This window comes from Micromonospora ureilytica, assembly GCF_015751765.1.
GTDB classification, from domain to species: Bacteria; Actinomycetota; Actinomycetes; order Mycobacteriales; family Micromonosporaceae; genus Micromonospora; species Micromonospora ureilytica.
This window is the reverse complement of the sequence record NZ_JADOTX010000001.1, coordinates 6662291-6675160: the sequence shown is the minus strand read 5'-3', so window position 1 is coordinate 6675160 and position 12870 is coordinate 6662291. Positions and strand designations below refer to the sequence as shown.

11 protein-coding genes are annotated in these 12870 nt (G+C 71.1%); 5 read left to right on the top strand and 6 right to left on the bottom strand.

The features are described 5' to 3' along the window. Positions 1 to 23: 23 nt before the first annotated feature. The 6 genes from IW248_RS30700 to IW248_RS30675 form a co-directional block, all read right to left on the bottom strand. The gene (locus tag IW248_RS30700; RefSeq protein ID WP_196929687.1) at positions 24 to 1580 is read right to left on the bottom strand and encodes a sensor histidine kinase; all 1557 of its coding nucleotides are present in this window, start codon (positions 1578 to 1580) and stop codon (positions 24 to 26) included. Beyond that, a complete protein-coding gene (locus tag IW248_RS30695; protein WP_110561683.1) occupies positions 1577 to 2278 on the bottom strand; it encodes a response regulator transcription factor in 702 nt (233 codons plus the stop codon). The genes IW248_RS30700 and IW248_RS30695 overlap by 4 nt, the downstream gene beginning before the upstream one ends. Before the next feature lie 72 nt (positions 2279 to 2350). Next, on the bottom strand, positions 2351 to 2962 hold the full coding sequence (locus IW248_RS30690; protein WP_196929686.1) for a PadR family transcriptional regulator: 612 nt from the start codon (positions 2960 to 2962) through the stop codon (positions 2351 to 2353). Next, complete coding sequence (locus IW248_RS30685; RefSeq protein ID WP_196929685.1) at positions 2959 to 3783, bottom strand: DUF4097 family beta strand repeat-containing protein; 825 nt, start codon at positions 3781 to 3783, stop codon at positions 2959 to 2961. The genes IW248_RS30690 and IW248_RS30685 overlap by 4 nt, the downstream gene beginning before the upstream one ends. Before the next feature lie 101 nt (positions 3784 to 3884). Further along, the gene (locus IW248_RS30680) at positions 3885 to 4835 is read right to left on the bottom strand and encodes a lysophospholipid acyltransferase family protein (protein WP_196929684.1); all 951 of its coding nucleotides are present in this window, start codon (positions 4833 to 4835) and stop codon (positions 3885 to 3887) included. Further along, complete coding sequence (locus tag IW248_RS30675; RefSeq protein ID WP_196929683.1) at positions 4832 to 5605, bottom strand: GNAT family N-acetyltransferase; 774 nt, start codon at positions 5603 to 5605, stop codon at positions 4832 to 4834. The genes IW248_RS30680 and IW248_RS30675 overlap by 4 nt, the downstream gene beginning before the upstream one ends. 159 nt (positions 5606 to 5764) lie before the next feature. Here IW248_RS30675 and IW248_RS30670 point away from each other — a divergent pair, with 159 nt between their 5' ends. The 5 genes from IW248_RS30670 (at position 5765) to IW248_RS30650 (ending at position 12644) form a co-directional block, all read left to right on the top strand. Continuing rightward, entirely contained in the window at positions 5765 to 6412 is a 648-nt protein-coding gene (locus IW248_RS30670; RefSeq protein WP_196929682.1) for a hypothetical protein, read from the top strand. 142 nt (positions 6413 to 6554) lie between these two features. Further along, positions 6555 to 7490: an ABC transporter ATP-binding protein gene (locus IW248_RS30665; RefSeq protein WP_196929681.1), complete on the top strand. Its 936-nt coding sequence runs from the start codon at positions 6555 to 6557 to the stop codon at positions 7488 to 7490. After that, on the top strand, positions 7487 to 8299 hold the full coding sequence (locus IW248_RS30660) for an ABC transporter permease (RefSeq protein ID WP_196929680.1): 813 nt from the start codon (positions 7487 to 7489) through the stop codon (positions 8297 to 8299). The genes IW248_RS30665 and IW248_RS30660 overlap by 4 nt, the downstream gene beginning before the upstream one ends. Positions 8300 to 8587: 288 nt before the next feature. Further along, positions 8588 to 12343: a multifunctional oxoglutarate decarboxylase/oxoglutarate dehydrogenase thiamine pyrophosphate-binding subunit/dihydrolipoyllysine-residue succinyltransferase subunit gene (locus tag IW248_RS30655; protein WP_196929679.1), complete on the top strand. Its 3756-nt coding sequence runs from the start codon at positions 8588 to 8590 to the stop codon at positions 12341 to 12343. A 115-nt stretch (positions 12344 to 12458) separates the two neighbouring features. Further along, complete coding sequence (locus IW248_RS30650) at positions 12459 to 12644, top strand: DUF6104 family protein (RefSeq protein ID WP_030490374.1); 186 nt, start codon at positions 12459 to 12461, stop codon at positions 12642 to 12644. Positions 12645 to 12870: the final 226 nt, after the last annotated feature.

Below are 12870 nucleotides of genomic sequence, written 5' to 3'. Positions count from 1 at the left end.
CCGTCCTGGAAGTTGGCTGAAAGTCACTCGCCCGCTCCGTCGACCTGCGGCAGCAGCGGCAGCCGAACCCGGAAGGTGGCGCCACCGCCGGGTGTCTGGGCCACCTCGACCGAGCCGTGGTGGGCGGCGACCAGCGCCGCCACGATGGCCAGGCCGAGGCCGGTGCCGGTGTTGCCGTCGGCCCGCCGGGTCCGGGCCGCGTCGGCCCGGTAGAACCGTTCGAAGACCCGTTCCGCCTGCTCGGCCGAGAGGCCGGGGCCGGTGTCGGCCACCTCCACGACGGCGAAACCACCCGGTTCGGCGCGCAGCCGTACCCGGATCTCGGCCTCGGGCGGGGTGTGGGTGAGCGCGTTGGTGACCAGGTTGCCGATCACCTGCCGCAGCCGCGCGTCGTCGGCGGAGACGACGAGTGGGCCCGACTCGGGCGCGATCTCCAGCTCGATCCGCCGCTCCGGTGCCATCGCCCGCGCGGCCTGCACCGCGTCGGAGGCGAGCACCGGCAGCTCCACCGGGGTCAGCGAGAGCGGCCGTTCCATGTCCAACCGGGCGAGCAGCAGCAGGTCCTCCACCAGCAGCCCCATCCGGGCGGCCTCGTCCTCGATCCGGCGCAACAGGCCGGCGGTCTGTTCCGGCGCACTTGCCGCACCCTGCCGGTACAGCTCGGCGAAGCCACGAATGGTGGTGAGCGGAGTCCGCAGCTCGTGGGAGGCGTCGGCGACGAACTGCCGCATCCGCTCCTCGGAGCGGATGGCCCGCGCCTCGGACGCCTGAGCGGCGGCTGCGGCATCCCGTGCGGCGCTCTCCGCCCACCGGGCCGACGTCTCCGACGCGGCTCGGGCGGTGAACGCCGCCTCGATCTGGGTGAGCATCGCGTTCAGCGCCCGGGAGAGCCGGCCCAGCTCCGAGGTCGGCTCGGCCTGGCCCTCCTCCGGGTCGGGCACCCGGCGGGTCAGGTCACCGCCGGCGATCGCGGCGGCGGTCTGTTCGATCTCGACGAGGGGCTTGAGGCTGGTCCGGACGATCGCCGCGCCGACCGAGGCCAACATGATCAGCACTGCGCCACCGACCAGGAGGTCTATCCAGACAAGCTGCTTCACCGCCCGGTCCACGTCGGTCAGCGGCTGACCCACGGCCAGCACCGAGCCGTCCCGCTGAGGGGCGTAGTAGACCCGCCAGCGGGTGTAGCCGTCGTGGGACCGGACGGTCCGCGGCTCGCCCTCCGCGGCCTCGAAACCCGCGCGAGTGGTGGGGAAGGCGGGCAGTTGGTCGGGGTCGAAGCTGCGGCCGTCGTACTGGGGTCGGTACACCTGCTGCTCGTCGGCCACGATGACGACGTAGTCACTGGGCAGCATCGCGCCAACCTCACCGGTGCGCAGCTTCGGGAGAAACTGGCCGAGTCCCTGGGCGGTCGACCGGACCTGCCCGTCGACCTGGCCCTCCAGGTAGTTGCGGAGGAAGTACGCGGTCAGCGAGCTGATCACCAGAAGCGCGACGGCGACCAGCGCGAGCACCGAGGTGACCAGCTTCACCCGCAGCGGAACGCTGCGCACCCGTCCCTTCGCCTGCTGGACCGCGTTCACGCCGCCGGCTTGCGCAGGACGTACCCGACGCCGCGAAGAGTGTGGATCAGCCGGGGTTGGGTCGTGTCGACCTTGCGCCGCAGGTACGAGATGTAGGACTCGACGATGTTGTCGTCGCCCCGGAAGTCGTAGTTCCAGACGTGGTCGAGGATCTGCGCCTTGGACAGCACCCGGTTGGCGTTGAGCATCAGGTACCGCAGCAGCTTGAACTCGGTCGGCGAGAGCTGCACGCGCTGGCCGGCCCGGTGCACCTCGTGGGTCTCCTCGTCCAACTCCAGGTCGGCGAAGGTGAGCCGGGACGGGGCCTGCTCGCCGGTCGTGGTGCGGCGCAGCACGGCGCGGATCCGGGCGGTCAACTCCTCCAGGCTGAACGGCTTCGTGACGTAGTCGTCGCCGCCCAGGGTCAACCCACGGATCTTGTCGTCGGTGGCGTCCCGGGCGGTCAGGAACACCACCGGGGTACGTGTGCCGCCCTCGCGGAGCATCCGGATGACCTCGAAGCCGTCCAGGTCGGGGAGCATCACGTCGAGCACCACCAGGTCGGGCCGGTGGTCCTTGGCGGCGTGCAGCGCCGCGCTCCCACTTGTCGCGGTGGCGACGTCGAAGCCCGCGAACCGCAGGCTCGCGGAGAGCAGTTCGAGGATGTTGGGGTCGTCCTCGACGACGAGCAGTCGCGCCTCGGTCTGGGTAGCGGGCATGCGCCCATCATCGGTGACATCGCTGCACCAGCGCTGGACGCTTCCTGCAAAAAGGCTGTGAGTCGCCGCCGGTCAGCGCAGCAGGCGACGTAGCCCGTCGAGGGCGCCGTCGAGCAGCCTGATCGCGGTGCGCAGCTGGGTGTCGCTGAACTGTCGGGCGCGCATCAGTCGGCCCACCTCGACGGTGAACGCGGCCAGCCGCTGGTCCAGCTCGTCGAGCAGCTCGGCCTGCGGGCCGGGGGTCGATGCCGGCCGGGGCGGCGGGGTGGGCGCCTCCCACCGGGCCCGTCGGGTCTGCCGGGTGGCCTCGCTCAGCTCCCGCTTGAGGTCGCGTACCGATCCGCGTACCTCGCTGCGGATCTCGCCCGCCAGGCTGGAGAGATCCGCCACGGAGGCCGCGATGTCCGTCTCCAGCGCGGTCAACTCGCCGGCCCGCTGGCGCAGCTCCGCGCGGCCGGCGTCGGTGATGTCGTACGTCTTGCGGCCGCCGGCTGCGGTGTGGCTGACCAGACCCTCGACCTCCAGCCGTTGCAGACGGGGGTAGATGGTGCCGGCGCTGGGCGCGTACAGCCCGAGGAACCGGTCCTCCAGCAGGCGGATCAACTCGTAGCCGTGCTTCGGACCGTCGTCGAGGAGCTTGAGCAGGTAGAGCCGGAGCCGCCCGTGGCTGAACACGGCAGTCACGGCAGCTCCTCCCCGTCGTCGTCGACCGCTCGGGCGAGCAGGGCGATGCTCCCCGAGGTCGCGGAAGCCCAGAGTTTACCTTCGCCGGCGCCGAGCACCCCCTCGCTGCTGGGCAGCGGGAACGTCGACGTGCGTAGCTGCGGAAATCCGCTGGTGATGCGGCCGGACGCGGTGTTCAGCTGGACGGCGAGGTCGCTGTCCGCGCGGACCCGGACGGTGATGCTGCCCGAGATGGTGGTCAGCCGGATCTCGCTGCGCCGCGGATTGTCCAAATCACAGGTAATGGCGCCCGAGACGGTCTGTGCCCGCACCCGGTCGGCGGCGCTGTCGGCGAGGATCACCTCCCCGGAGACCGTCTCCACTGTGAGGTCGCCGCGGACGCCGAGCGCCTCCACCGGCCCCGAGGTGAGCTTCGCGGAGGTGCTGCCGCGCAGCCCCATCAGGGTGATCTGACCGGAGACGACGTTGGCGGTGGTCTGCCGGCGCAGGCCGGAGGCGACCAGCGAGCCCGCCACCAGGCCCAGGTCGGCGTGGACGTCGGCGGGCACCGCGATGGAGACGTCCACCCGGGGATAGCGGTGGATCATCCGGAACCAGCGCAGGATGTCCGACCAGCCCCGACCGCGCTCCTGGCGGATGCTGAGCCGGCCGTCGCTGTGGTCGATCAGGACCGGCCGACGGCCGACCTGGGTCACGTCGATCCGGGTCGGCCCGTCGGTGGCGACCACGTTGAGTCGCCCACTGATCAGTCGCACGTCCAGCCGGACGACCGGAGCGTCCACTGTGAGCCGTTGCGGGCTCTCGACCGTCCATCCGGCCATGGCGTCCCCCTCTCGACGACGCGCGGGACGCACGCCGATCAGGAGGAGAATGTAACGCGATACATCGCGACACCACAAGACAGGTCGTGAGGTGGTTCCCCTCAGGCCGCCAGGTCCAGCTCCCGACCGGCAACCGGCGTCGGCACGGGAGGCGGCACGGCAACGGCGGGGGTCACCGTCGGCACCGGCCGCAGCCGGGCCCGCGCCACGGCACCCGCCGCCGGCACCAGGTGTACGGCCGACTCGGCGGCCCGGGCCAGCAACCGCCGATCGGCGTCACGGGCCGGATGCAGCGCGCCGGCGATCGTCACCGAGACCACCAGCTCCCGCGCCGCGACCACCCGGGCCACCGAGCGCAGCAGGGTGTCCGCGCCGAGGAAGGCGGCCGCAGTGGTGGTCGACCCGATGGCCTCGCAGCGATAGGTGAGCCGCAGCGGCACCACCGGGCTGCCCGTGTCGATGGCCGCCTGGAACGTCGCGGGCCGAAAACCGCCGCCGGGGCGGCAGTCGGTGGCGTCGTTCCCGGCGCACCACGTCGTACCCTCCGGAAAGACCGCCACCGACCGCCCGGCGCGCAGCGCGTCGGCGACCCGGCCCACCGTGGACGGCAGCGCCAGCGGCCGGGAGCGGTCCACGAAGACCGTGCCCGCCGCCGCGGCCAGCAGACCGACCACCGGCCAGGAACGGATCTCCCGCTTCGCGACCATCCGGGTCGGCGCGACCGCCAGCACCGCCAGGATGTCCAGCCAGGAGACGTGGTTGGCGACCAGCAGCGCGCGCCGCCGAGGCAGCCGACCCCGGACCACGAGGCGGACGCCGAAGGCACGCGCGGTGCCTCGTGCCCAGCCCCTGACCAGCGCCTGCCGTTCCCGGCTGGGAAGCACGGGCAGTAGGACCACCACCGCGATCCCGGTCAGCAGCATGCCGAACGCGGCGACCAGCCGGAGCACCCGACGGGCCATCGGCACCGTGGGCACCTCGCCGGCCGCCGGCAGGCAGTCGTCGCCACAGCCCGAGGAGGGCCGCCACAGGTCGCGCGGCACGGCGGTCACCGCTGCTCCCCGCCCAGGAAGTGCCGCAGGTAGCGCGGGTTCATCCGGTCCAGGGAGAAGAGGACGTAGAAGTCCGCGCACCCGAAATCGCTGTCGTACGACGGCTCGCCGCAGATCCACGCGCCGAGCCGGAGGTAGCCACGCAGCAGTGGCGGCATCGCGACCCGTCCGGCCGGGGCAGCGGTGACCGGGCCGGCGGAAGCCGCCTCGATGAACCAGGGCCGCAACGGGCGGAGCCGCAGCGGCGGCGGCGACAGGTGCCGGGCCCGGGCCTGGGTCCACACCTCGGCGACCGTCCGCCCGCCGTCGGCCACCGGCACCGACGCGCAGCCGCCGAGCCAGCGGGAGCCGCGCAGGTGCAGGTACCGGATGATGCCCGCCCACATCAGGTTGATCACCGCGCCGGAGCGATGGTCCGGGTGCACGCAGGACCGACCCGCCTCGACCAGGTCGCCGCGCAGGGGGTCGAGCGGGCTCAGGTCGAACTCGTCCTCGGCGTACCGCCGGGTGGTGCGCCCCGGCGGCAGCAGCCGGTACGTGCCGACCACCTCGCCGGTGCTGTCCTCGCGGACGATCAGATGGTCGCAGTACTCGTCGAAGGGGTCCACGTCCAACCCGGCCTCGCCGGGTAGGAGGGTGGCGCCGAGCTCGGTGGCGAACACCTCGTGGCGCAGGCGTTGCGCGGCCGCGACCTGGATGGGGTCGTCGGCGATCAGCAGGGTGTATCCGCTGGTCTTCAGGGGTGTGCCAGCGGCATGCAGAACGGCCATGGGATCTGTGTAGGTGCCCGGGTTGCCATCCACGGGGACCACCGGTGTCGATCGGATGAACGCCGGCAGGCGAGACCGCTAGCGACGCCCGGTGGCGACCGTGCGAGGCTGCCCGAGCAGGCTGGCGAAGGCGCCGACACGCACCACCGGAGGTCGACGATGCGCATCGAGTCCCGCTACAACGGGCCCGCCGGCTCCGGCAACGGCGGCTGGAGCGCGGGGATCTTCGCCGCCGAGGCGGGCGACACCGGGCCGGTCGAGGTGACGCTGCGTCGGCCACCACCGCTGGAGACCGACCTGACCCTTGTCGACCGCGAGGTCCGGGACCCGGCCGGCGAGCTGGTGGCCGAGGTGCGCCCGGTCGGGATGATCGATGCCGTCGTACCCCCGGTCGACCTGGACACGGCGGTGGCCGCCGCGACCCGCTACCCCGGCCTGGTCGAGCATCCGTTCCCCAGCTGTTACGTGTGCGGGCCGCAGCGGGCCGACGGGCTGCGGATCTTCCCTGGCCGGCTGGCCGATGGTCGGACGGCCGCGCCGTTCCGCGCGCCCGCGCGGGTCAGTACTGCCACGGTCTGGGCGGCGCTGGACTGCCCCGGTGGTTGGGCGGTGCTCGCTCCGGGTCGCCCGTACCTGCTGGGCCGGATCGCCGCCGTGATCGCTGCGCTGCCCCGGCCGGACGACGAGTGCGTGGTGACCGGCGCGTTGCTGGGCGTCGATGGGCGCAAGGCGCTCGTGCACACCAGCCTGTACGGGCCGGACGGCGTGTTGCTCGGCGCGGCTCGGGCAACCTGGATCGCCCGCTGAACCGGGGCCGTCGTCCGCAGGGATGAGTCGCCTCCACCCCGCGACGGAGGCGAACGTACCGATCGCGCCTGATTGACCTTGTTGCCACGGGCCGTCACGCTGTGCCACGGCGTACCTCTACGCCACACACGGGAGGAGAACGATGACTGACGGGCAGCGAAGCCCCACCAGCGACGGTCAGATCGTGGTGTCCGGTCTGACGAAGCAGTACAAGAACGTCCGGGCGGTGAACAACCTGTCCTTCACCGTGGCGCCGGGGCGGGTGACCGGCTTCCTCGGCCCGAACGGCGCAGGCAAGACCACCACGCTGCGCATGCTGCTGAACCTGGTCACGCCGACCGCCGGCACGGCCACCATCAGCGGCCAGCGGTACGCCGACCTGGCCACCCCGCTGCGGCAGGTCGGCGCGGTGCTGGAGGCGTCCAGCGCGCACAAGGGCCGCACCGGCATCAACCACCTGCGGGTCATCTGCGCCGCGGCCGGGCTGCCCAAGCAGCGGGCCGACGAGGCGTTGGCCCTGGTCGGGTTGACCCCGGCGGCGAAGCGCAAGTTCAAGGGTTACTCGCTGGGCATGAAGCAGCGGCTCGGCATCGCCGCCGCGATGCTCGGTGACCCCCGCGTGCTGATCCTCGACGAGCCGGCCAACGGGCTGGACCCGGAGGGCATCCGGTGGATGCGTGGGTTCCTCAAGAACCTCGCCCACGAGGGCCGCACGGTGCTGGTCTCCAGCCACCTGCTGTCGGAGATGCAGCTGCTCGCCGACGACGTGGTGATCATCGCGGCTGGCCAGCTGGTCCGGCAGGGTCCGGTCGAGCAGGTGCTCGGGTCGATGGCGCAGGGCGCCCGCGTCCGGGTCCGCACCCCGCAGGCCGACGCGCTGACCGCCGCCCTGAGGGCGCAGTCGGCGACCATCGAGACCGACGAGCAGGGCGTACTGCTGGTCGGCGGGGTGGACGCCCCGACGATCGGTCGGTCCGCCCTCGCGGCCGGGGTCGAGCTGCACGAACTGACCACCGAACGGCCCGATCTGGAACGGGTCTTCCTGGAGCTGACGGCCGGAAAGGCGGGCATCCGATGAACCTGGTCCGATCCGAGCTACTCAAGATCCGTACCACCAGCACCTGGTGGTGGCTGGCCCTCGGCGCGTTCCTCTCGATCGCCCTGGCGTTCGCGATCAACGCGTGGTTGCTCGTCACGACGCTCGGCGGCGACGCCGAGGAGATCGGCGTCAGCGCCGAGCAGGCGACCGCGCCGGCGCAGGCGGCGAACCTCTACACCTCGGGGCAGTACCTCGGGCTGATGTTCGTGATGCTCATCGGCATCCTGATGGTCACCAACGAGTTCTTCCACCAGACCGCGACCACGACGTTCCTGACGACTCCCCGGCGAACGTCGGTCATCGTCAGCAAGCTCGTCGCCGCCAGCCTGCTCGGCTTCATGTTCTGGCTGGCCACCACGCTCATCGACCTGGCCGCCGGCGCGATCTTCCTGTCCGCGAACGACTACGGCACTCAGCTCGGCGAGTGGCCGGTGCAGCGGGCGCTGCTGTTCAACCTGCTGGCCTACGCCATCTGGACGATCCTCGGGGTGGGCATCGGCACGCTGATCACCAACCAGCTCGGAGCGGTGATCACGGCGGCGGTGCTCTATCTGATCGGCACCCAGGTGGTGGGTCTGCTGTTCCTGCTCCTGTCGAACGTGCTCGACAGCCAGGCGGTGCTCAAGTGGCAGGTGGTCTGGCCCGCTGTGGCATCCCAGGTCATGATCACGGAGGGCACCTCGGAGTTCACCCCGTCCTGGTGGGTCGGGGCCCTGGTGCTGATCGGCTACGCGCTGGTCAGCGGAATCGCCGGAATCCTGCTCACCCGGCGGCGCGACATCGCCTGATGGCGTCCGCGACCCCGGGGCGGCAACGACACGCTGGCCGCTCCGGGGTCGGGCGTCACCCTCGGCGACCGGCCACGCAAGGGCCGGGTGTTACCAGTTCGACACGGTACGCGCAGGCGTTGCTGAACTTCTGGCATCTTCTGTGAAACCGGCCACGGCACCGAGGCGGAAATGCCTGCGGGATCGGCACGGCGTAGCCTGGGAGCTGTCCAGTCCGTGCTCCTAATCGGGCGCGACGGGACACACCGCGTGCCACACAAACCCGCGTGAAAGAGGCGATTACCGGCCGTGTCGACCCAGCAGACTTCGCAGGAGAACCCACTGGCGGGTTTCGGCCCGAATGAGTGGATCGTCGAGGAGATGTACCAGCGTTACCTCGCCGACCCATCGAGCGTCGATTCGGCCTGGCACGACTTCTTCGCCGACTACCGACCGGCACCGGGCGCGGCCACCCCGCGCGGCGCCGAATCGTCCGACAAGCCCGCCGCCGCTCCCGAGCCCGACGGCCAGCCGGAGGCGGCCGCCACGGTCGCCCAGCCGAGCGCCCCGGCCAAGCCGGCGACCGCGAGCAAGCCGGCCGCCGCTCAGTCGGCGCCGGCCAAGCCCGCCGCCCCGGCCACACCCAAGGCCACGCCGGAGAAGACCACCCCGGCCAAGCCGGCCGCCAAGGCCGCCGCGCCGAGCGCCGACGGCCCGCAGACCACCCCGTTGCGGGGCGTCGCGGCGAAGATCGTCCAGAACATGGACGCCTCGCTGAGCGTGCCCACCGCGACCAGCGTGCGCGCGGTCCCGGCCAAGCTGCTGGTGGACAACCGCATCGTGATCAACAACCACCTCGCCCGCGGGCGGGGCGGCAAGGTCAGCTTCACCCACCTGGTCGGCTACGCGATGGTGCGCGCGCTGGTCCAGCACCCCGAGATGAACAACTCCTTCGCCGAGGCCAACGGCAAGCCGGCGGTGGTCCGCCCGGCACACGTCAACCTCGGCATCGCGATCGACCTGGCCAAGCCGGACGGCAGCCGCAACCTGGTGGTCCCCTCCATCAAGGGCTGCGAGCAGATGGACTTCCGGCAGTTCTGGCAGGCGTACGAGGACGTGGTCCGACGGGCGCGGCGCAACGAGCTGACCATGGACGACTACTCCGGCACCACGATCTCGCTGACCAACCCGGGCGGCATCGGCACCGTGCACTCGATGCCGCGGCTCATGCAGGGGCAGAGCGCGATCATCGGCGTCGGCGCGATGGAATACCCGGCCCCCTACCAGGGGATGTCCGAGGCCACCCTGGCCGAGCTGGCGGTCAGCAAGATCATCACGCTGACCAGCACGTACGACCACCGGATCATCCAGGGCGCGCAGTCCGGCGAGTTCCTCAAGGTGATGCACGAGCTGATCCTGGGCGAGCACGGCTTCTACGACCAGATCTTCACCGCGCTGCGCATCCCGTACGAGCCGGTGCGCTGGATGCGCGATGTCGCTGTCAACTCCGAGGGTCAGATCAACAAGACCGCCCGGGTGCACGAGCTGATCCACGCGTACCGGGTGCGCGGTCACCTGATGGCCGACACCGACCCGCTGGAATTCAAGATCCGCAAGCACCCCGACCTGGACGTCCTCCAGCACGGGCTCACCCTGTGGGACCTGGACCGCGAGTTCCCGGTCAACGGCTTCGCCGGCCGGCAGCGGATGAAGCTGCGCGAGATCCTCGGCGTGCTGCGTGACTCGTACTGCCGCCGGGTCGGCATCGAGTACATGCACATCCAGGACCCGGAGGAGCGGCGCTGGGTCCAGGAACGGATCGAGCGCAAGTACGAGAAGCCGTCCGCCGACGAGCAGAAGCACGTGCTCAACCGGCTCAACGCGGCCGAGGCGTTCGAAACCTTCCTCCAGACGAAGTACGTCGGCCAGAAGCGCTTCTCGCTGGAGGGCGGCGAATCGCTGATCCCGCTGCTCGGTGAGGTGCTGGAGTCGTCCGCCGAGAACGGGCTGGACGAGGTCGTCATCGGCATGGCCCACCGGGGTCGGCTCAACGTGCTGGCCAACATCGTCGGCAAGCCGTACGAGAAGATCTTCTCGGAGTTCGAGGGCCACCTGGACCCGCGCTCGACGCAGGGCTCCGGCGACGTGAAATACCACCTGGGTCAGAACGGCAAGTTCACCACCCCGGACGGCGAGCACGCCGTCAAGGTGTCAGTGGTGGCCAACCCGTCGCACCTGGAGGCCGTCGACCCGGTGCTGGAGGGCATCGTCCGGGCCAAGCAGGACCGGATCGACCTCAAGCTGGAGGGCTACACCGTGCTGCCGCTGGCGGTGCACGGTGACGCCGCCTTCGCCGGGCAGGGCGTGGTCGCCGAGACGCTCAACCTGTCGCAGCTGCGCGGCTACCGCACCGGCGGCACCGTGCACGTGGTGGTCAACAACCAGGTCGGCTTCACCACCGCCCCGGAGTACAGCCGGTCCAGCCTCTACAGCACCGACGTGGCCCGGATGATCCAGGCGCCGATCTTCCACGTGAACGGCGACGACCCGGAGGCCGTGGTCCGGGTGGCCCGGCTGGCCTTCGAATACCGGCAGACGTTCAACAAGGACGTCGTGATCGACATGGTCTGCTACCGCCGGCGCGGGCACAACGAGGGCGACGACCCGTCGATGTCCAACCCCCAGATGTACAAGATCATTGACTCGAAGCGCTCGGTCCGCAAGCTCTACACCGAGGAGCTGATCGGTCGCGGCGACATCACCGTGGAGGACGCGGAGGAGCTGCTGCGCGACTACCAGGCGCAGCTGGAGAAGGTCTTCAAGGCCACCCGGGACGCCGCCTCGGCACCGCGCCAGCTCAACCGGCCGCGCCGCGAGGAGGAGCCGGAGCCGCAGGTCGACACCGCCACCGACGCGTCAGTGGTCAAGGCCGTCGGCGAGGCGCACATCAACCTCCCGGAGGGCTTCACCCCGCACAAGCGGATCCAGCAACTGCTGGACCGGCGGGCCAAGATGTCCGTCGAGGGCAACATCGACTGGGGCTTCGGCGAGATCATCGCGCTCGGGGCGCTGCTGCACGACGGGGTCACCGTCCGGCTCGCCGGCCAGGACTCGCGTCGCGGCACGTTCGTCCAACGGCACGCCTCGGTGGTCGACTCCCGCACCGGCGACGACTACCTGCCGCTGAAGTCGCTCACCGGCGACGGCGACCGCTCCCGGTTCTTCGTGCACGACTCGCTGCTCAGCGAGTACGCGGCGATGGGCTTCGAGTACGGCTACTCGGTGGAGAACATCAACGCCCTCGTCGCCTGGGAGGCCCAGTTCGGCGACTTCGTCAACGGCGCCCAGTCGGTGATCGACGAGTTCATCTCGTCCGGTGAGGTGAAGTGGGGCCAGCGCTCCGCCATCACCCTGCTGCTGCCGCACGGCCACGAGGGCCAGGGCCCGGACCACACCTCCGGCCGGCCGGAGCGGTTCCTGCAGATGTGCGCCGAGGACAACATGCGGGTGTCCATCCCGACGACCCCGGCGAACTACTTCCACCTGCTGCGCCGCCAGGCCCTGTCGCCCAAGCGCAAGCCGCTCGTGGTGTTCACGCCGAAGTCGCTGCTGCGGCACAAGCTCTGCGTCTCGTCGGTGGAGGACTTCACCACCGGCACCTTCCAGCCGGTGCTGCGCGACACGGCCGCCCCGGCGCCGGAGGCGGTGAAGCGGGTGCTGCTCTGCTCCGGCAAGGTCTACTACGACCTGTTCCAGGCCCGGCAGGAGCGCGGCGTCACCGACACCGCGATTCTCCGGCTCGAGCAGCTGTACCCGCTGCCGGTGGAGGAGATCCGGGCCGCCCTCGCGGAGTTCCCGAACGCGGAGGACTTCGCCTGGGTGCAGGAGGAGCCGGCCAACCAGGGTGGCTGGTCGTTCGTCGCGCTCAACCTGCTGGAGCACCTCACGGACGTTCGGCTGCGGCGGATCTCCCGCCCGGCCGCGGCCGCCCCGGCGGTCGGCTCGGCCAAGACCCACGAGGTCGAGCAGAACGCGCTGATCGAGGCGGCTCTCCCCCGCCCGTGACCTGACCTGAGCACGGAAGCCGGGGCAGGGCCGTTTCACAGCGGTCCTGCCCCGGCTCTCGTAGGCCCACCATCACCCGCCCGGCCCGAGCCGGGCCGAGCACGAGGACGTACCCATGTACTTCACCGACCGTGGCATCGAGGAGCTGGTCGAGCGCCGGGGCGAGGAGCAGGTCACGCTGGAGTGGCTAGGCGAGCGCCTACGCGACTTCGTCGACCTCAACCCCGACTTCGAAACCCCCATCGAGCGCCTGGCAACCTACCTGGCCCGCCTGGACGACCCCGACGACGAAGACGCCTAACCCCACCCCCAGCCCCACCCCAGCCCAACCCCCACCCCCACCCCCACCCCCACCCCCACCCCCACCCCCACCCCCACCCCCACCCCCACACGTTGATCATGAAGTTAGCCGCGCGTGTCGTCGGCGTGTCGAGCGATAACTCCATGATCACCAGGGCGGGGGGTGGGGGTGAGAGGTGGGGGCGGGGGCCGGAGGGCCCGGGTGGGGGGCTTCGCGATCTTCTAGG